We start from the raw sequence: 20,409 nt of genomic DNA, 5'->3' as shown, positions 1-20,409 counted from the left end.
ACTTCGAGGATAAGGTCCGGAAAAACCGCCGTTTACCTTCCGTACCGGTGTTTTTTCCCGCGGCCTCTTTTCTTCGGAAAGGAGCAGTCCATGTACACAGCGCGTTCCCTTTTCAAAAAATTACCCGCCCTTCTGTTTGTCCTGTTACTTGCCGCCGGACTTTCATTCTTCACCGCCTGCGACAACGGCACCACCAGCGAGGGAGCTACCCTGATCGGAAGCTGGCAGGCAAATGGCAGCTACGGTGAAGAAGGAAATAAAACGAGTTTTACGGAAGTGTACACCATAACTAATGATACATTAACGTATTCATACGAGGAAGGTTCTGTGTGGGATTATACTTTTACAGGCAGTATTAAAAATAATCCCGATTTTACCAATGATTATGGTGTAATTATTATTGAATATCTGGCGCCCAGTGACCCATCGTTAAAATTTTCCGGCACCTACTGGCGCGGTCTAACCGAAACAAGCGTATCCATGGCAAATGCTGCTAACTTGGATAATTACCGGGAGCCAGTAGAGACCGCAACTTTGGAAGAAGCGTTGGCCAAATTCACCATTGATAACATTGATGATTTTGTTAACTGGAGTAATATAGCACCTCTGGGAAAGATTGACTGATGAAGATTTTCCGGGGACCTGCTGCGGCCCCGCCGGCCCGGATACTGTTCCTGGCCGGTATGCTGTTTCTGTTCTGCGCGGGTTTCTCCCTGCGGGCGGACACCATTGATGAAGATGATTTCTGCGATGAGTACCCCTTTGTCATGGAAGGCGAAGGCCTGACTTTTACCGCCCCATCCATACCGGAGACGACACAGCAGATAAAAACCGTGACCAAAGAAGAAATCGAAAAAGCCCATGCCCCGGATCTTGCGGCGCTGCTGGAACAGACGCTGAACCTGCCGGTGACCCGGTACGGCGCGTACGGCAATGCCGCCAGCATCAACATGCGGGGGTTCGGTTCCGGCAGGGTCGCCATTCTCATAGACGGGGTTCCGGTCAATTCCCCCCAATCCGGGGAATTCGAGATCAGCATGATCGATGTCAATTCTATTGAGAAAATCGAAGTCGTGTACGGCGGATCGGATACAAAGTTCAACGTGAGCGGCGCCGTGGGCGGAATCATAAACATTATTACCGTAAAGGAACAGAAGCCGGGACTCAGGATAGGCGGAAGCATCTCGAATACATCCGCCCTGCCGGGGACCTATAACGCCCGGGGCGGTATCGAGAAAAAACCGGCATATCAGGATTTGGCCGATGCCCAGAAGCTTTCGGTTTTCGCCGGCCAGGGACTCCGCGATTTTTCCTGGTCCGCAAATCTCTTCGCCAACCGCGCCGCAAACCATTTTCTTTTCGAGGATTACTACGGCGTAACGCGGCGCAGGGAAAACAATGAAGTGTACGACACCGGGGCAAACGCTTCGTTTGCCTGGACCCTGCCCCAGGACTCAAAACTCATCCTGACGGGGGACGCCTACTACGGCGACAAAAACATTCCCGGTCCGGGTACTTCGCAGAACGTGGGCAAGCAAAAGGATTTTTCCACCCGTCAGGGTATTATGCTGGACATGCCCTTCGCGGTAAGCGGAAAATTCGGAACCGAAACCGCGGTTAACCACAACTGGACGATCCTGGATTACGAGGACGCCGGTTCCGATTCCCTTCACGATATGCACACCGTAACGGCGGTAAACCGGTGGGCCTGGTACATCATTCCGCAGGTAACCCTCAACGTCGGCGGGGATTACCGGTTCTCCTATCTCGATTCAACCAATATCGGCGGCAGAACCCGCCACGACGGAGGGATTTACCTTACCGCGGAATTTCTGCCACATAAAAAAGTTCTTATTGTTCCCTCGGTAAAAATGGTATTAAGTGAAAACACCGCGGTGCCGGTTCCGAAACTCGGCTTTGTATGGCATGGGTCGGATTCATTCAGCCTTAAAAACAATTACTACAGAAGCTATAAACTGCCGGCCTTCAATGATCTGTACTGGTCAGGGGACGCCACCGCCCAGGGCAATCCCGACCTCAGGCCCGAGGATGGCATCGGCGCGGATATCACCGCGGAATACCGGCGGAAAAATTTCCTGACAGCCCAGGGAACCTTGTACACGACCTGGATGCGGGATTCCATACACTGGCGGAATTCGGATGGAGTGTGGAAACCGGTAAATGTCGGAGAGGCCGCGTACTTCGGGCTGGATACGAGCGTGGATGCTGCGTTTCCGTTTCTTAATACCAGCAAAAATCTGGTGCTGAAACTCTCCTATAATTTTCTGTTAACCTACGTGCTGACCGGGGAACTGTCATTTTCCTCAGACATCCGGATGCCCTATCAGCCCATGCATACCTTCGGAGTGTCCCTGGAAATCCCGTGGAAAAGCGGGTCCTGTATTGTCTCCGGACATTTTGAAAGCACACGGTACACCGAGACGCAGAACATCATCAAGCTCGATCCGTTTTTCATTCTTAATCTGACGGTAAACCAGCGGATAGGAAAAAACGTTACCGTATTCGCGGCTCTTAAAAACGCCCTCAACACATCCTATGTTACGGTGGTCGATTACCCCATGCCGGGGATACGCCTAACATTGGGAGCTAAGGCGATGTTTGATTTATAAACGAACTATTCCGCGGTTCCGAAGTATTTTAATTTCAGTGACCGGATATATCCGTTTTCGTGGAGCTTGATTAGTTCCACGGAAATTGTATCGATCAATCCGGCGCCGTTCCCCGCGGCGGCAAAGGCGTATTTATCCGGGCGGAAAAGCTCCCCCGTGACGGTAAAATTGAATTCCGGGTGGGTGAGCACATAATATTCGAGAACAGGCGCGTCCGCCACCACCGCCTGGATGCTGCCCGCGCTGAGCGCTTCCGCCGCCTCTTCGATGTCCGCCAGGGGAACCATGTTCGTCCCAAGATACCGAAGATCGTATTCAGAAGCCGTTCCGGCAAATACGCCGGTCCGCTTTCCCGGGAGATCGTAAAATGAATTGATCTCCTCATATACGAGGGACAGCGTCGTCATCGTGGCGGTCACGGTGGATGTCACATAGGCGACAAGACCGACTCCGAAAAGCATCCATACCGCGGACAGGACATAACCGATCCAGCCGTAGCGGTTTTTCTTTTCCCGGACTTCAATAACGGCGCCGGCTAATTCGGAAACGGTAAACGATTCCCGGTCCTTCAGTTTTTTCAGAACCTTTACATCGGTATCATCGGAACTTTTCGGGATACTTCCCGACTTTGCCATGGCGACAAGATCGTGGAAGGAACAGGTTATCCCTTCCTTCCAGCCCCGGGGAAATTCGGGATCAAAACGCCGCCGGATCAGGGTTACCAGAACGGCAAGCAGGATAAGGACACCAAAGAGCAGCAGGTAGGTCTTGAATTGTCCGGTCCGGATCAGCTCGGCGATCACTGAGATCCCGCTGTCGGCGCTCACCATAATCCTGAGCCCCGAATCAAACCAGGGGAAGGAATATTTAAGATACCGGGTACGGTCGTGGGTGACCGTCAGGTTCGTTATCACCATATCAATGTTTCCGGCTTCGGCGGCAGCGAGCATATCCTGCATTGTGCGGTAGCGGACATAGCGGGTTTCCACACCAAGCGCCGCGGCAGCTTCCTCCCACAGTTCGACGGCCATCCCGTACAGGCGGCCGTCCTCACCGGCCATGACAAAAGGCGGATCGAGGTGGACTCCGGCTTTGACGGTGGCCGGCAATGGTTGCTGGGAATAAAGCGTCTGAGCCAGGAAGAAAAAAACAGCTGCAGCATACAGAAGTCCAACAGTACGGTTCATGATTCTATCTGGCGGGATACGTGAGCGAGGCGGTATCACAGGCAATTTTTAACCGTGCGAGACTGCCATCCCGTATAGCCTGTGCCAAAGTAGAATAATAGTTGTAATAGTCCGATGGTTTTAACGGTATATCGTAATTCTTTGCATGGCCCGTATCGCGATGAGATAAGGTCTTATCGTAATCATTGACCAGAAAAAAAATATCCGGTGGAATTACAGAGGACCGGTCGAATTTCAATGTCTTGCAGTATTCATAAATAATTGCTGACCGGGCAGCCTCGCAGAAATAAAAAATAACCGTGCCTTTGGCGGCTTCATACTCCGCCCCAACCCGTTTACCGGCGTCCGTGCTGGCATAAAGGGTATTAAAAACCGAATACATTTCTTTAAGAGGACGCGCTTCTTTATAACCTTCTGAATAGTTGTACTGAAAATTATTTATTACTGTTTGGTCTACAGTATACGTGTTGAATAAATAATTTGTTCCGCAGTTTACTGATAACGAAATGTTTTTTGTGCCATCCCGGAGAGCGATAGCGTAAACCTGATTGGCCCGGGAATTGTCCCTCATGGCACTGACAATTCCCCGGTAATCTCCTTGGTGAAAAGTACTGGCCTTAATTGCCATCCATTCACCCTCCGATTCCCAGGTTAAGCATATCCTGTATCCGGGAGGCCCCTTCCGGCAGGGGGATAGATTTGAATTTGATCTTCACCTCGATGGTGTCCGTATCCGCGGGCTCCTCCGTTTTTCCTTTTGAAGAATTCTTCTCCGGCTCCGGGGACGGTTTTCGACGGGCAAAGGCGACCAGGAAACTCGACCGGGACGTTTCCGGGGGCAGCACCTCCTCGGCCTTGTTTACAAAAGTCTTAACCTCCGCACGGGCCACCGCCACCGAAAAAGACATTTCCAGTTCCTCAATGCCCAGAAGGCACTGAGGAATGAGGGCAATCTTCGGGAAGTCCACCCGCCTGCCGTCGGGCAGGATGATGTACATCATGTGCGGATTGCCGTCGCTGTCGAAGTACTGTTCCATCAGCCGGAACTGGTGATCCTGGAGAGTTTCCTGAGCCGTGTTGACCGCGTACTGCATGCCCCGGATAATATCCGAAAAAGTCTGTTCCGCCCGGCTGCTGTTTTTTTCAGCCATGGTTTAGTTATTTCTTTTCAGGTGCTGCCGGCGTGTTTGAACTCGGCAAAGGCGCGGTGCACTGGGCCATTACATCCATGAGCCGGCTCAGCCCTTCGGTGGGAACCTGCTGCCGGGCGTTCACCCTGACCTGGTACTTCGCGGTCTGGTTTGTGGAACGGGTGTTTTCCCTGCTGGAAGTAACCTTGCCCTGGACTTCTATCGAAGCCTTGGAAAAAAGCCCCCAGCTGGCCTTGGCGGTGGTGTTTACCTCCGCGGCGGTATTGGTTTTGCTCTGTTCCGTGGCGGCAACTTCCATCTGGAATTCCACATTGACATCCTCGATAAGCAATGCGGGTATCGGTACAAGTCCAAGGAACGGAGCCTGAACTTCAATATCCACCTTATCATACCCCGTGGGAGTTTCGGTGGGCCGCTGGAGTTTGAATTTTACCAGCCGGGTCTGGGTTCCTTTTTCATCCTCAAAGGCAATCTGCTTGACGAAATTGAAGGTCGCCTGGGCCAGCCGGATCTGTGCTTCGCACGCGGCGGTCAGGGGCGCGCCGATCAGTTCCCCCATGGGGATTCCCTTGAAGTTATTAACGATGTTATCAGCCATAGTTACACCATCCTTTTGAGAAGTATACAAAACGGAACACAGTTATCCCGTTACATCACCTTTAAGAGCGGCCTTCAGGAATTTACCTCTATATATATTTCGTTTCCGGCCCTGAGAAGGTCACTGATCGTATCTGCCAGGAACAGCAGGTGTTCCCGGTCAAGAATTTTTATGCAGCCCTGGGTTGACCGGGACGTTGAGTAGTGCAGACCATACGCGCAGTCTCTGGTAAAACTGTCTGTCGGCGCCTTGTACAGGCCGTTTTCAACTTCCCAGACCGGGAGCATCTGGTATGCGTCGGAGGGAATGTAAAACGGCGCCAGATACGGATCGGTCCGTTCCCTGGGCTCCGTGATCCGCCATTTCCCCGGAGGAAAGGGACGCGGCTGGATGGGATGCTTGTCCGGAATGGAGTATACCAGTTCATGGCTTTTCCGCTCATGATTGAGTTCATTCCGTACCATACAGGATATGGGGATATCCCTGTCAAAGGCGGCCATCCGCCCGGTTTTAAGATCCGCCTTTATCAGGAATTCCATATAACCCCCGAATAAATTCATTCAATGACAGAATATTATATATCCGTTAAACCGATTAGTCCAAGATTTTTTTTAATTATTTTGAGGAAAAATGAAAAAACCGTCCCGGGAGGTTTCTCCCGGCGGCGGTTTGCCTGGGCATAAAAAACCTGCCGGACAGCGCCGGCAGGAAGTTACGGACATGGGATGGTACGTGATCAGTCCAGAATAAGATCCCTGAGCTCCCGTTTGAATTCCGTGGTGTTCTCGTATCCGTCTTTGGTTATGATCAGGGTATCGGAGTGCCGGAACCCGCCGACTCCGGGGATATAAATTCCCGGTTCCACGGTGAATACCATTCCCTCCTGGAGAACGAGATCGGAATTGTAGATAAGGTAGGGTTCCTCGTGGCGGCCCAGCCCCTGGCCGTGGCCGATACGGTGGATGGCGTAGTCGGCGTATCCGTGCCTGCGGAGCACATCCCGGCCGACCTTGTCCATCTGGGAACAGGTAACCCCCGGCCGGATCGCGTCCATGACCGCGGTCTGGGCTTCGAGCATCGCCAGGAACGCGTGTTCGGCTTTGGGGTTGGGTTTTCCGATAAAGAAAGACCGTTCCAGCTCGCCGTGGTATCCGTTGATGGCGGGCTTCCGGACGTGAATCACCATGTCGCCTTTTTCGAATTTACGGTTGCCGGAAAACACATGGGGCATATTTGTCCGCTCCACCCCGGAAGGGGTAAAGCAGTTTGGTGAAGAAAAGACATAGGGATAATTGCCGGAGATCTTATTGTACAGCGCCGTGGTGCCGAACTGCTCGAATTCCAGTTCCGTTATTCCCGCCCTGCCGTTATCCAGGGAAACACCAAAGGCGAATTGGCATAGCTTTCCCGCCTCCCGGATATATTCTTTTTCAAGCTCATCCTTTACCGCCCGCCATACCGTGACCTGGGGGGAAATATCCTGAAGTTTCCAGCCCCAGCTTTCGTACATCCCCGCGTTCTTAAGGCTCAGGGCGGAAAACTCCGCGCCCACCGAAGGATTCGCTTTTTTGGCACCCAGGCTTTTGAGGATCTCAAAAGCCGACGGATTTCCGATGGCTTTTTCCGGATGTTCGTAATACACATGGAGATGTTCCACCACCGTGGAACCGAGGCTGGCGTGGTCTTCCTCAAGGGCGGGAACAATGAGATGGGTCTCGGTACCGGTAACCACAAACAAAATGGGGCGGGTATAGGTGATCGCCTGGAACCCGCTGAAATACTGCATATTCTCCGGACTGGAAAGAACACAGAGATCCAACCCTTTATCGGCCATATAGTTACGCAGAACCTGCACCCGTTTTTCAGCTGCTTTCATGGGTATCTCCTATTGTTTTGGTTTTACCAGTTTGATCCCCTGGGACGCCGCGATCAGAATCGGATCGTACACCGGAGCGACCGGGGGAGCGTATACAAGATCGAGTTCCTCAAGCTGCATCACCGTCATACCCGCGGTAATCGCCGCCACAAGGACATTTATCCGTCCGGCAATACTTTCGCTGCCCGCACCCTGGGCGGCAAGGAGGACTCCGGTATTTTCATCGAAAGTAAGGCGGAGCTTGGCGTCCCGGCTTCCGGGATAATAGGAGGCGCGGTCGGACTTTGTGATCATCGACGATACCGGCGCGAAACCGGCTTTCCGGGCCTGGTCCTCGGTGAGGCCGGCGGAAGCAACGGTGAGACCGAACAGCTTCGTTACCTGGGAGCCAAGCACCCCTTTAAATTCAGCGTTTTCTCCCGCGATATTGGACCCGGCGATGCGGCCCTGTTTATTCGCGGTGGTGCCCGCCGGCACGTAGACCGGTTCTCCGGTGATGAGGTTTCTCATCTCCACACAGTCACCGCAGGCCCATACCGACGGATCGCTGGTTTTCATATACCGGTCCACTGCAATGCCGTCCAAAAATCCCGTTTCGATCCCGGCATCCGCCGCGAGACTGCTGTTCGGCCGTACGCCAACGGAAACGAGAATGCAGTCCGCGCGGTAGATTTCACCGTCCCCGGTCCGAACCCCCTTTGCCTCCCCATTTTCCCGGAGCACCTCCGTAACCTGCGCGGAACAGCGGATGGCGACGCCGTGTTTTTCCATTTCCGCTGTAACATCAGCGGCCAGTTCATCCGCGAGGTGGGGCAGGATCCGGGGAGCCGCCTCCAGAACCGTTACCGAAAGGCCTTTTAATGAAAGCTGTTCGGCGACTTCGAGCCCGATCAGCCCGCCGCCTATGATGAGGGCTTCTTTGGATACACCGGCTTTTGCCTTGAAGGCTATGCCGTCCTCCACGGACCGGAGATGGAATACTCCGGTACTGTCAATGCCGGGAATACTCGGCATTACCGGATACGCTCCGGTGGCAATGACAAGATAATCGTAGGAAACTAAACGGATCGTCTGGTCCTCGAGGTTTTTTACGGTTACTGTTTTGGCGTTACGGTCAATGGAAAGGGCTTCGTGGCGGATAAAAGTTTCGATACCCCGTTCGGTCCGCAGCGCCTCGGGGGTCAGTGTTACCAGATCACCCGGGTTCTGTATGATTCCGCCGATAAAATACGGAAGCCCGCAGGAACCGTAGCTGGTATAGCCGGTCTTCTCAAAGACCGTCACCGCCAGATCCGGGTATGACCGTTTTGCCTTTGAGGCAGCGCTCAGCCCGGCGGCGGTACCGCCGATAACCACAAGACGTTCTGACATAAATATCCCCCTTAAGCCTGACGGCAAGAGAATTCAATCGAAAGTCCGGCATACTTCCCCGCGGCAGGCCGCGGGAAGGTTCATTTTTTGCCGTACTTCTTTATAACTCCCATCTCATCCATCATCTGCTCAAGCTGTTCGTATTTCGGACCGGTAAACTCCTGGTAGGGTCTGCGGAGGTGTCCCCCGGGAAGTCCGAGGATCTTAAGGGCGGCTTTGATGACAATGGGATTGGAAAGGGCGTAGAGCATTTCCAGCAGGGGGAACCATTTGCAGTATTCCTCCCGGCATTCCTCCATGATCTTCATATCCGTCCAGGGACGGGAATACCGCGCCGCTTCCGCGGGGATAATGTTGCCGCCGATATTGGCGGTGCCGTTGCCGCCCAGGGCAAGGGTGGGAATGACGATTGAATATTTCGGGAAGTCGCAGCACAGCATGTTAAGAGCGTCCCCGCAGAGCCGCTTTATCTGGACCAGCTGCCGGACATTAGCCATGGCTTCCTTATCGGCCACAAAGTTGGGATGCTTCTCCACCAGCTTCGCGATGGTTTCGGGCTCCACATTGACGCCGAGCCGGGCGGGGTTGTTGTAAATTCCGCAGGGAATCCCCACCGCCCCCATACAGTAATCCAGATGCTCCATCACTGAGGTCTGGGGAATCAGCACATACGGAGGGATAGTGAAGATCACTCCGTCGGCGCCTTCCTGTTCACAGTACCGCGCGAAATCGGCGCTCGCCTCGGTGGTCATCGCCGACGCGTTAAAGAAGACCGGGATTTTTCCCCGGGTCATGGCGATGACTTCCTTAACGATCTGTTTTTTTTCATCCAGCGTAAGCAGGGTCGTCTCCCCCGCGGAGCCGAGCACAAAGAGCTCACTGGTCCCGAATTCAATCTGGCGGTTTATCAGAATTTCAAACCCCGGATAATCTATGGCATCATCTTTTGTGAACGGAGTGGGCATGGCCACCCACGAACCTACCGGTCTAAGCATTTTGTTCCTCTTTTGTAATTTTTAGTATTCCGCCCCGAAAAAATCCAGGGCAAGACCGACAATTGTCAGCATCCCCGCGGGTATTGCCGCGGGATCACTGTAAAAAGTTGAAGAATGGAGCGACCCGTAGGGTCCTCCCGGGGTTCTGGCGCCGAGCCGGACAAAAACACCGGGCCGGTTCTCCTTGATGAAGGCGAAATCATCGCCCCCCATGGAGGGATGGGGAAGCATCACCACATTCTCCTCGCCCAGGAGTCTGGTCCCTACCCGGACAGCCCGGTCAACCCATTCGTCCTCGCTGAGCAGGGGCGGAACGCCCCGGATGTATTCCACATCGGCGGACGCGCGGAGCGCCTCGGCGGTACTTTTCGCGATCCGCTTGATGCTTTCTTCCATCCGGTTTCTGGTTTCGGGATTGATGGTCCTGCAGGTTCCGGTAAGCACCACTTCGTCGGGTACAATATTATGGGCGTTCCCGCCGTGGATTGAACAGATCGAAACCACCGCCGAGTCCGCCGGGGAAGTTTCCCGGGCAACCAGGGTCTGCAGATTCATAATGATACTCGAGGCCGTAAGCACAGGATCGATAAAGGTATGCGGGTGGGCGCCGTGGCCGCCTTTGCCCCGGACGGTTATCCGTATCTCGTCGGCGCTGGCAAGGATGGCGCCGTAGCGCACGCCAATGGCGCCGGCGTGGAATTCCGGGGAACTGTGCACCGCGGCGGCGGCGTCGATTCTGGACATATCGATGTCCGGATCATTCAGAAAGAGCATGGCTCCTTTGAGGATTTCCTCCGCCGGCTGGAAAAAGAAATACACCGAACCGGAAAACTGGTCCCGGCAGTCACTGAGAATCCTGGCGGCTCCGGCGTTAATGGTGCCGTGGACATCATGGCCGCAGGCATGCATAACCCCGGGAACCTTCGAACGATGGGGCATGCCTTCCGCTTCCTGGATCGGCAGAGCGTCAATATCACCCCGGAAGGCGAGCACCTTGCCGGATCCGGGCTTGGTGCCTTTTATTTCCACAAACAAACCGGTTTCAGCCACCCGTTTTTTCCGTTCATACACAACATTCTTTTCTATATATTCCTCGAGCAGCCGGGAGGTCTCAATTTCCTTGAGGCTCAGCTCGGGATTCTCATGGATATGGTTGCAGAGTTCCGTAATTTCCGGGGTTATCTCCGATACCATTTTTTTTATATCAGGCATATTTTCCTTCCGTTTTCCGCGCTGCTAAACACACCGCCGAAACCACGGAGGATTCAGCGGCGCATTCCAATTCGTTATGCGGGCCTTAAAGACCGGTCCAGCCTATGCTCTGGAGAATGGTAATGGCTACACAGGCAAGGACAATCTGAAGAAGAACAAAGGGGGTCGCCCATTTGAGGTACCGGCCGTACTGAACCTTCGCGAATCCGAGTCCGCCCATGAGGGAGCCGATGGTCGGAATAAGGCAGTTGGTAAAACCGTCACCGAACTGGAAAGCCTGGACAGCGACCTGCCGGGTGATCCCGGTAATATCGGCGATGGGAACCATGATGGGCATGACCGCCGTGGCCTGGCCGGAACCGGAGGAGATAAAAATATTTATGATGCTGTTGGCGATGAGCATAAAGTTCGCCCCCGCCACAGGCCCGAAGTAATTAATCGGAATGGAAAGGTAATACACGATGGTGTCGAGAATGAGCCCGCTCTCCATAATCACCGAAATGGCGTTGGCGAAACCGATGATAAACGCCGCGTACACCACGTTGGAGCAGCCCTTGATAAAACCGTCGGCGGTACCGTTGGCCCCGAATCTGCTGACCAGTCCGATAACGAGGGAAACCACCAGGAAGGTCGCGGAGATGTGGTCCGCCCCCCATTTGAATTTCAGCGCGCCGATGACCACGGTGACAATACCCAGAACCAGGGCCAGCAGGGAAACGATCTGGCTGACGGTGAGTTTCACTTTACTCACATCTTCGTTTTCACCGGTGCTGCCCATGTAATCGCCGAGCGCCATGCCCGTTTCATAGTTGAGACTCCTGGTGGGATCCTTTTTGATTTTATTGAAGTACATGAGCACAAAGAAATACGACAGGATGAAGTTGCAGATATGGAGGATTACCCGGACTCCGAATCCCGAAAAAATCGGGAGCTCGGCGATGGTCTGGGCGATACCGATGGTACTGAAATTCGCCCAGCCCACATTAAACCCGGAGAAGGACCCGAAAAAGATCATGGCGAAACCGAGGCCGTTGTCAAATCCCATGGCCCGGGATAGGAATATTCCGATAGGGATAAGCACCAGGGTAACGCTGCCGAACACGCCGGTGGCGCCCCCCAGGGACATGACCGCCATCACCACAAAGATCGCCAGGGCTTCTTTGCCTTTCATCGCCCGTGCGAGTTTTCTGAAGGCAATATCAATGGCCTTGGTCGATTCCAGCATAAAAATCGCCGCGCCCACAAAGAGGGTCATGTAAATCAGGCTCGCCTGGCGTTTGAATCCGGTGACTATTGCCCGGAAAAGATCCCAGGGATTCTGGGGTTTTGAATCAACCAAATGGAACGAATCCGGAACGACCTTGGTTATGGATCCTTCGGTGACACGGTCAAACCGTCCCGCCGGGACAACCCAGGTCATGACCATGGCAACGAGGCAGAATATGATCAGAATTACGAAAGCGTTGGGAAAGGCCCATTTCTTTTTTCCTAACTGCGGTGCAGCCGAATTTTTTCCCATTTGAAACACCCCCTGACAAGATGAATATGCTCCCCTGGAAAATACCGGGAAGTACCATATTCATGACCGGCGGAGCAGCGGATGCCGGCGGGAGATGAAATTTTACGTACCCGGTCAATACAGAAAGAGCAGTTCCAGTATTCGGCTACTTTTTTGAGTTGTCAAGTTTAATATTTTTAATATTTTTGTTTTTTTTACGATTTATGTTGCTGTCATCAAAATAAGCGGATTTCAGCCGCCGCAGAATTCCATTACCGCGTAGGGAGACTCTTCACTGTTCGTAAGAACAACGAATATTTTCCCCGGTATTCCCGTCACCATCCGGGGATGGAGAACATCGCCGTACTTCGCCGCGGTTTTATACTCAATCCGCATGCGGGAAACGGTAAAATCACGGGGAAGGTATTCCCAGGCAATCTGTACGTATTTCGCGTTGTTCATGTGCCGGTTGAAATCAATATCGTGGCGCCGCACATGCACCGGGGGATGGTTTTCCGCGGGAACATCGGGAAGGGAAATTTTCTTCCCTAAATATTCCATTTCAACCTTTTCATCCATCACTACCTGGTCAAACACTGTTCCGGGAATTCTGACAATTTTTTCCTGCTCAAGACTGACAAAAACACCGGTACTCCAGCTCACCACGCAGGGCTCCCCGTTTTCATCGTATATTACGGTATTCCGGTATCCGTAAAAATCCCGGCACTCATACACACTTGTACTTACCCGCAGCTTTTCGCCGTACAAAGGCAGACGGATCACATCAATCTGCCGGGAGACCAGCATCTGGCTGATGCGGTTATCCCGGAAATACAGCTCCAGGACCGGTTCTGATTCCATCCACATCTGGGAACAGTCCTGCATCATATCAATGGCGGAAACAAGCTTGAGCCGCCCCTCCGCGTCGGTGTGGCTTGTGCAAACCCGGTTGTCTAGTGTGTACATTGAAAAGCTCCGTTACAATTTTTAAAATAATCAGCCCGCGCGGAATACATTGGCGGGGCTTCTCCGGTAATCATACAAATTTACGCCGGAAAAAAACAATCCCAAAAACCGGAAAAGACAGAGCCGCCGCATACCAAACGCCGCTGTCCGCATACGCATGGTATACGGCGGCCGGCCTGTCAGAGAAGACTTCCGTACCGCCGGATATACACGTTTTTCAGTATTGTGGCCAGGACCATATACAGCAGTACCGTGAGACCCAGCCAGGGAAAATAAAAACCCGGGAGCGGCGCCAGGCCGATAGCCCTGCCCAATGAAGTAAAGGGGATAACCGTCAATACGGTGATACCGGTAAATGTAACGGAAACCACCGGAAAGGAGGCCCGGCTCTGGATAAATGGAATCTTCGGTGTTCGAATCATGTGTATAACCAGGGTCTGGGTCCACATGGATTCGACAAACCATCCCGACCGGAAAAGAGAAATAAAATACGTCCGGGTATCGGGATCGGTGATTTCATGGTAACGCAGGCCGCCGCACATGGCAGGGCAGATTATAAAATACATAAGCAGATAGGTGGTAATGTCAAAGACCGAACTTGCCGGTCCCAGCCAAAGCATAAAACTCCCCACGGAGGACGCGTCCCAGTTCCGGGGAACCTTGAGAAAATCCGCGTCCACATTGTCCCAGGGTATGGATGTACAGGATATGTCATAGATTAGGTTGAGGAGAATCAGGTGGATCGGTGCCATCGGAAGGAACGGCAGGAATGTACTGGCGCAGAGCACGGAGAATACGTTTCCGAAATTCGAGCTCGCGGTCATTTTGATGTACTTGATCATGTTGGCGTAGGTTTTCCGGCCTTCGATAATCCCGTTCTCCAGAACCATAAGGTCCTTCTGGAGCAGAATCACATGGGCCGATTCCTTGGCGATATCCACCGCGGTATCCACGGAAATACCCACATCCGCTTCCTTCATTGCGGCGGCATCATTGATCCCGTCCCCCATAAACCCGACGGTATGGCCGTTGGCTCTGAGAAGTTTTACGATCCTGGATTTCTGGTCCGGGGAAAGCTTGGCAAAGACATTCGTTTTTTCAACAGCCTTCTGGAGCGCCTTGTCGTCCATGTTTTCAATATCCGCTCCGAGCAGCAGGCTGGTTACCTCGATTCCGACCTGGCGGCAGACAGAACGGGTCACCCGGTCGTTGTCGCCCGTAAGGATTTTAACATCCACTCCGTATTCATGGAGCGCGGCGATGGCGTCTTTGGCGGTTTCCTTGGGAGGATCCAGAAACGCCAGATATCCCATGAGCACCATATCGGATTCATCCGCTACGGAAAAAGTCCCCACCGGAGCATGGTCGGTTTTCCGGGCCAGGGCGATCACCCGCAGGCCGTCTCCGTTCAGGCCGTCAACGGTACTGAGTATTTCCGTTTTGAGCTTCTCGGTGATGGGCTCTATGGTGCCGCCGGATTCAACATAGGAACAAACCTTGAGCATTTCCTCAACGGCGCCTTTGGTAATCATAAAGGTATTTCCGTCCCGGCCGGCGACCACCACGCTCATACGGCGGCGGTTAAAATCAAAAGGGACTTCATCAACCTTTTCGTACAACCCGGAAATATGGGGAAGGTTTTTTTCGGTTTCCTCCTCATGGGTCCGTTCGATGATGGCCAGATCGATGAGGTTCTTTAATCCTGTCTGGTAATAACTGTTCAGGAAGGCGTAGCGCAGAACCTGGATATCTTCCTTTCCGCTGACATCCATGTGGTATTCAAGAACGACCTTATCCTGGGTCAGGGTTCCGGTTTTGTCGGTGCAGAGAATATCCATGGCTCCGAAATTCTGCATGGAGTTGAGATTCTTAATTATCGTTTTCTTTTTCGACATGGCCACGGCGCCCTTGGCAAGGCAGGTTGTAATAATCATGGGCAGCATTTCCGGGGTCAGCCCCACGGCGATGGAGATGGCAAAAAGGAACGCTTCGAGCCAGTCGCCGTCATGGAAACCGTTGATAAAAAACACCACCGGAACCATGATGAGCATGAACCGGATCAGAATCCAGGAAACCGAATTAATCCCTTTTTCAAAACTGGTCCGGACCGGGGTTTTTTCCAGGGTATGGGCGATGGAACCGAAAAGGGTATCATTCCCCGCGGCAATGACGATGCAGACCGCCGCCCCGCTGATTACGTTGCTGCCCATGAACGCGAGGTTGGGATAATCCGTGAGGCTGGCGTATTCCGCGTCCGGCGCGGTACCGGAAATCCGTTCCACGGGATCACTCTCACCGGTCAGGGCCGACTGGCTGATAAAAAGATCCTTCGCCTTGACAATGCGCAGATCCGCGGGGACCATGTCTCCGGCGGAAAGATACACGATGTCCCCCACCACCGCTTCTTCCAGGGGAATTTCAATTTTACCTTCTCCCTGACGCTCCACGGTAATTGTGGTTTTGACCATATCGCTGAGCCGCCGGGCGGCGTTTCCCGAACGGGTTTCCTGGATAAACCGCAGGAGGCCGCTGATCAGGACCATGGCCATAATAATAATTACGGTCATATAGTTTTTTTCACCCGCCGCGGGAAGAACAATGTCGGTTACAAAGGAAACTCCCGCGAGGATAAAAAGGATTCCCGTAAAGGGATCGATAAAGGACTGAACGAATTTTACGAAGAGGGGTTTTCTTTTTTCATGGGAAACCTTGTTGTCCCCGTATTCTTCCCGCTGTTTTTCGGCCTGATCTTCGGTCAATCCTATGAATGATATGCCCATATCATTCATAAGTTCCGGGGTTTCTTTTTTTGAAGCGTCCATGAGGCGCTGCTTAACCGCGTCCCTGCGGATTTTTTCCTGAGTCTGGTTCTGTTTGGTTGTTTTTTTTCTTATCATGCTGTGATCCTCCCGATTGTACTAATGCGAAGGATACAAAACGCCGGCTACAGACGGAGGTTCCGAAACGGGCGCCGCGCATCCCCGGATTCTTTCCGTCTACTGTACGGATCAGCTTCACCGCTGCTTGAGCACCGTAAACCCATTCCATTACCTCCTTATATTTTTTCGGAATATGCATTGAAACCTGCGGCGGGCAAAAAAATCCCCGCTGAAGCCTGGGCTTTGGCGGGGAGCACTGATTCCGCGGAGCGGATGGGAACTCATTCGTCAAGCCGTTCAAGCTTTAGCCTCCCAGGGCGCGGCGGAAATCCGCCTTGGAACTGCGTTAGGTTATGCCTTGTTTCCGACACAGCCTGTTAGCCAGCGCATAGTGTCTCCACTATTTTGCGGCAGCAATCCATATCCCTGGGGTAGCCTCACCTACCGTTTGTCTCAGCTGTCCGGAAAAACTTCACCGGACAGCGATTCACTATAACAAAAAGACCGTATCAAAAACAAGCAGTTCCGGACGGGTCAAAGCACCATTTTATCGGAGAAGATACCCTTGAGAATCGCGGTAACTCCCTGGAAAATAAAAAAGATACCCACCAGCAGTCCGATGGTAAGGGCTGTAACAAAGGGGTTAAAGAATGAAAGAACCGCGAACACTATTTCGGCGATACCGAGAAACAGCGACCATCCCCAGCTGCTGATGCCTACCCGCCTCAGATCAAAGGAAGTTACGGTCCGGGTAATACCCGCAAAGAGAACCCATACACTGATTATAAAGGGAAGTATTGCCGCGGCGACCCAGTAATTGAACAGAATTACCAGGGCGACAATCACCGTAATTATCCCTTCCGCCAATTCCCACCCGGGACTGATCATGATCTTACGGTACCGCGCATAGGCGACGATATCGATAATTCCGTTTATCAGCATAACGATCCCGATAAGAACCGAGAGAGTCACGAGATTCGCGTTGGGGCTGGAAATAAAGAATACACCGATTCCGATCAGGGCTAACCCCACAAGAATCCATGCTATACGCCAAAGAATATTTTTCATTCCATTATTCTCCTTTATTGTATAGGATACGAAGGAAACATCGAAATAACCAAGAAAAAAACACTTTTGTCACGCCGAAAACCGGATCCCATTACATTACTCGGCTGCCTTAAAATTGTATTCCGGAAGAAGCCGCCGGCTTACGTCCACGGTTTCTCCGAGGAAAGCCAGGACATCCCCGGTTTTCTTGTAGGCCATGGGACTCTCGTCAAGGGTTTTCTCGCTGACGCAGCTCGTCCAGATACCCCGCATCCGCTTCCGGTATTCATCCATGGATAACCCGCCCCGGGCCTGGGACCGCGACATTTTCCGCCCCGCCCCGTGGGGCGCCGAACAGTTCCAGTCAGCATTACCCCTGCCCGTGCCAAGTACGGCACCGTCGGCCATGGAAAAAGGGATAACCACGGGCTGGTCTTTCCGGGCGGCGATGGCGCCCTTGCGCACAATCCCGTCGGAAAAATCGATATAATTGTGGATACTTTCGATACATTCGATTTCATCCATGGGTTTCCGGAAAAACCCTTCTATAATAAGAAGCGCCATAAGGGTCCGGTTGAGGCGGGCGAATTCCTGGGCTGTCCGCGTATCCTGTATGTACGCCTCCCGGGCTTCATCGGTGAGGTACTTTATGGGACTGTCCGGACCGGTTTTTTCCGCCGCCGCGGCCTCGTGGTACTTCGCGGTCCGGAGCCCGAATCCGCGGCTTCCGCTGTGGATAAGGAGCCAATAATCCCGGCGGTCGTCCCGGTCAATTTCGATAAAATGATTTCCCCCGCCCAGGGTTCCCAGGGAACAGAAAACCCGCGGCAGTGACAGATCCAGGGTCTTGCAGATTTCCCGGAGGCTCCCTTTGAATTCGCCGAAGGAAAACGGCGCCGGGGACGGCAGGCAGTTCCAGGCGTCTTCCACGCGCCCGTGCATGGCCGGCCGGATACCGGTCCCCGAAGGAATATGCCTTCGGATAAAAGCGTCGAGTTTTTCCGCCCGGAGCTGTATCCGTCCGAGTTTGTAGGCGCAGACGCCGCAGCCGATGTCGGCGCCGACCAAGGAAGGAACCGCGAATTCATTGCTGGTCGCGGTAAACCCCACAACAGCGCCTTTTCCCGCATGCACATCGGGCATAATCCGGACGGTGGTATCGGCGAACGCTTCGTGGTTGAGGTACTGGAGAATCTGGTCCTCGCATTTCATTTCCACCGCCCTGGCGAAAACCAGGGCTTCATTATGGAGGCCGCGGATACGGAGAGGTTCAGCCATGGGAGACCTCCCGGTATTGTACCGTATCGGCGTAAAAAACGCGGACCGGATTTCCCCGTTCCAGCCGGTAATGGGAACGGCGGAGTTCTTCCCGGGTTTTGGCGTGGCCGGCCTCCCGGTCTTTTTCAAAAACCAAAAAAAGCCGGGCCAGGGCGAGCCTGCGGTTGAGTATCTGAGAGCGTTCCTCCCGGGCTACCGCGCTTTTCCCCGTGGGGATGTGGACAGCCCGGACAGCGCTTTCGGTTTTGTTGATGTTCTGTCCTCCGGGTCCCGACGCCCGGAAAGTTTCGAACCGGATATCCCGGAGACTGCACACCGTTTCTTCCGGATGCGGTCTGATGCACTCAACCCCCGTGAACCAGTTTTTCCGTTTGTGGTCCGGCCGGTAAGTACTTTTCCAAACCCATTGGACGGTACCGGTCCATGACCGGGCAAAGGTTTCCGCCCCCTGCCCTTCCAGGGCAAGAAGCGCCGAACGGCAGTTTCCCTTTTTTTCCGAGGCTTCGGTTTCGAGAATATGAACCGGGATCTTTTTCGCCGCGGCTTCCGCGAGTATGGCCTCGACTGTACGGGCCGCCGCGTACGCGCATTCCTCCGGTCCTGTCCCGGAGCTGATATGCAGCCAAAGTGTCGTCAAAATAATAATTCCTGTTGCAGCTGTGCCGTCATAGAAATACGGCGCGGAAAAAACAGGCGGCGGCCTCTGAGTATTACGGAGGTATGTATCCGGATAAATTTTTATGGAATATTAAAAGATACCGGATCCGTTACCGGCAGGCAGAGGCCGCCGCGGTTAGGTAAATGGTTTTTAATATATTCATAGCAGCCTCCTTAAAGATGTGATATAGTTATCGTATCACGGAACTGAACGGCCGTCAAGGATGCGGGGAGCGCCGTTTTTTCAATCCGTGAAGACCTGTACTGCGGGATGCGGCTATCCCAGGAAGAACAATTATGAAAGAAACAATCATCCAGGTTATCAGAGAAACCATGGCGGACTACGGCAGCCGTATTGATCTGGGAAATATATGGCGCGAACCCATCGCCGGTTTTGTTTCCGCGGACAACCCCCGGCTCCGGGAACTTAAAACACTGGTCGGCGAAAACCATTATCTGCCCGGCGACCTTCTTCCCGAAGCAAAAACCATTATCAGCTATTTCCTTCCATTCAAAGAGTACATTCCCAAAAGCAATATAGCGGGAGCCGCCGCGTCAAAGGAATGGGCTCTGGCGTATATCCACACGAATAACGTTATCGTGGAAATAAACGACCGCTTGGTCGAAGCCATGGAAGCCGGCGGATACCGCGGGGTAAAAAGTCCGGGAGCCCACGGGTATGACAAGGAAAAACTCATCAGCAGCTGGTCCCAGCGCCATATCGCTTTTATCGCGGGGATCGGGACATTCGGCATCAACAATATGCTGATAACGGAATACGGCTGCTGCGGAAGGCTCGGCAGTATTGTGACGGACTGTAAAATCCCGGAGCAATCGGCGGCTCTGCCGGAACGGTGCATCTATAAAACAACCGGCCGCTGCGGGATATGCCGCGGCCGCTGTGTCGCCGACGCATATCCCGCGGACACCTTTGACCGGTTCCGGTGCAGCACGGCATGCAAAGAAAACGGGATCCGGTATAAGGATCTGGGAGACGCCGGAGTCTGCGGGAAATGCCTGGTCGGCCTCCCCTGTTCGGTTAAAGCTCCCGCGGACAGGTAGAA

18 protein-coding genes and 1 riboswitch are annotated in these 20,409 nt (G+C 53.3%); of the genes, 3 read left to right on the top strand and 15 right to left on the bottom strand.

Annotated features, from left to right (window positions below; all coding sequences use genetic code 11):
- The first annotated feature begins 90 nt into the window (after window positions 1–90).
- Together JFL75_RS14785 and JFL75_RS14780 are read left to right on the top strand one after the other, a co-directional pair.
- Window positions 91–624 (top strand): hypothetical protein, encoded by a 534-nt coding sequence (locus JFL75_RS14785; protein WP_215627449.1) that lies wholly within the window; start codon window positions 91–93, stop codon window positions 622–624.
- Entirely contained in the window at window positions 624–2,630 is a 2,007-nt protein-coding gene (locus JFL75_RS14780) for a TonB-dependent receptor plug domain-containing protein (RefSeq protein WP_215627448.1), read from the top strand. The genes JFL75_RS14785 and JFL75_RS14780 overlap by 1 nt, the downstream gene beginning before the upstream one ends.
- Before the next feature lie 5 nt (window positions 2,631–2,635).
- On the opposite strand, the gene JFL75_RS14775 is transcribed toward JFL75_RS14780, so the two are convergent.
- The 15 genes from JFL75_RS14775 to prfH form a co-directional block, all read right to left on the bottom strand.
- Window positions 2,636–3,817, bottom strand: coding sequence for a transporter substrate-binding domain-containing protein (locus tag JFL75_RS14775; RefSeq protein ID WP_215627447.1), 1,182 nt, complete (start codon window positions 3,815–3,817; stop codon window positions 2,636–2,638).
- A gap of 4 nt (window positions 3,818–3,821) precedes the next feature.
- On the bottom strand, window positions 3,822–4,445 hold the full coding sequence (locus JFL75_RS14770; RefSeq protein WP_215627446.1) for a hypothetical protein: 624 nt from the start codon (window positions 4,443–4,445) through the stop codon (window positions 3,822–3,824).
- 4 nt (window positions 4,446–4,449) lie between these two features.
- Complete coding sequence (locus JFL75_RS14765; RefSeq protein ID WP_215627445.1) at window positions 4,450–4,968, bottom strand: DUF2589 domain-containing protein; 519 nt, start codon at window positions 4,966–4,968, stop codon at window positions 4,450–4,452.
- 7 nt (window positions 4,969–4,975) lie between these two features.
- Window positions 4,976–5,566, bottom strand: coding sequence for a DUF2589 domain-containing protein (locus JFL75_RS14760; protein WP_215627444.1), 591 nt, complete (start codon window positions 5,564–5,566; stop codon window positions 4,976–4,978).
- 74 nt (window positions 5,567–5,640) lie between these two features.
- Window positions 5,641–6,105 (bottom strand): hypothetical protein, encoded by a 465-nt coding sequence (locus JFL75_RS14755; protein ID WP_215627443.1) that lies wholly within the window; start codon window positions 6,103–6,105, stop codon window positions 5,641–5,643.
- Window positions 6,106–6,302: 197 nt separating this feature from the next.
- Complete coding sequence (locus JFL75_RS14750; protein WP_215627442.1) at window positions 6,303–7,442, bottom strand: M24 family metallopeptidase; 1,140 nt, start codon at window positions 7,440–7,442, stop codon at window positions 6,303–6,305.
- Window positions 7,443–7,451: 9 nt separating this feature from the next.
- Entirely contained in the window at window positions 7,452–8,813 is a 1,362-nt protein-coding gene (locus JFL75_RS14745) for an FAD-dependent oxidoreductase (RefSeq protein ID WP_215627441.1), read from the bottom strand.
- Window positions 8,814–8,893: 80 nt separating this feature from the next.
- On the bottom strand, window positions 8,894–9,808 hold the full coding sequence (locus tag JFL75_RS14740) for a dihydrodipicolinate synthase family protein (RefSeq protein ID WP_215627440.1): 915 nt from the start codon (window positions 9,806–9,808) through the stop codon (window positions 8,894–8,896).
- 21 nt (window positions 9,809–9,829) lie between these two features.
- Window positions 9,830–11,020, bottom strand: a complete 1,191-nt coding sequence (locus JFL75_RS14735) for a M20 metallopeptidase family protein (RefSeq protein WP_215627439.1) — start codon at window positions 11,018–11,020, stop codon at window positions 9,830–9,832.
- Window positions 11,021–11,105: 85 nt separating this feature from the next.
- The gene (locus JFL75_RS14730; RefSeq protein ID WP_215627438.1) at window positions 11,106–12,539 is read right to left on the bottom strand and encodes a YfcC family protein; all 1,434 of its coding nucleotides are present in this window, start codon (window positions 12,537–12,539) and stop codon (window positions 11,106–11,108) included.
- 231 nt (window positions 12,540–12,770) lie between these two features.
- Window positions 12,771–13,484: an acyl-[acyl-carrier-protein] thioesterase gene (locus JFL75_RS14725; protein ID WP_215627437.1), complete on the bottom strand. Its 714-nt coding sequence runs from the start codon at window positions 13,482–13,484 to the stop codon at window positions 12,771–12,773.
- Window positions 13,485–13,663: 179 nt separating this feature from the next.
- Complete coding sequence (mgtA, locus tag JFL75_RS14720; RefSeq protein WP_215627436.1) at window positions 13,664–16,381, bottom strand: magnesium-translocating P-type ATPase; 2,718 nt, start codon at window positions 16,379–16,381, stop codon at window positions 13,664–13,666.
- A 266-nt stretch (window positions 16,382–16,647) separates the two neighbouring features.
- A riboswitch (M-box (ykoK) riboswitch) is annotated at window positions 16,648–16,819 on the bottom strand.
- Window positions 16,820–16,897: 78 nt separating this feature from the next.
- On the bottom strand, window positions 16,898–17,431 hold the full coding sequence (locus tag JFL75_RS14715) for an HdeD family acid-resistance protein (RefSeq protein WP_215627435.1): 534 nt from the start codon (window positions 17,429–17,431) through the stop codon (window positions 16,898–16,900).
- 96 nt (window positions 17,432–17,527) lie between these two features.
- Window positions 17,528–18,688, bottom strand: a complete 1,161-nt coding sequence (locus JFL75_RS14710; protein ID WP_215627434.1) for an RtcB family protein — start codon at window positions 18,686–18,688, stop codon at window positions 17,528–17,530.
- The gene (prfH, locus tag JFL75_RS14705; RefSeq protein WP_215627433.1) at window positions 18,681–19,325 is read right to left on the bottom strand and encodes a peptide chain release factor H; all 645 of its coding nucleotides are present in this window, start codon (window positions 19,323–19,325) and stop codon (window positions 18,681–18,683) included. Before prfH ends, JFL75_RS14710 begins: the two co-directional genes overlap by 8 nt.
- A 317-nt stretch (window positions 19,326–19,642) precedes the next feature.
- On the opposite strand from prfH, the gene JFL75_RS14700 reads away from it, so the two are divergent.
- The gene (locus JFL75_RS14700) at window positions 19,643–20,407 is read left to right on the top strand and encodes a hypothetical protein (RefSeq protein ID WP_215627432.1); all 765 of its coding nucleotides are present in this window, start codon (window positions 19,643–19,645) and stop codon (window positions 20,405–20,407) included.
- Window positions 20,408–20,409 lie beyond the last annotated feature (2 nt).

It is taken from the genome of Breznakiella homolactica (assembly GCF_016616095.2).
GTDB classification, from domain to species: Bacteria; Spirochaetota; Spirochaetia; order Treponematales; family Breznakiellaceae; genus Breznakiella; species Breznakiella homolactica.
This window is presented reverse-complemented; position numbering and strand designations above follow the sequence as displayed.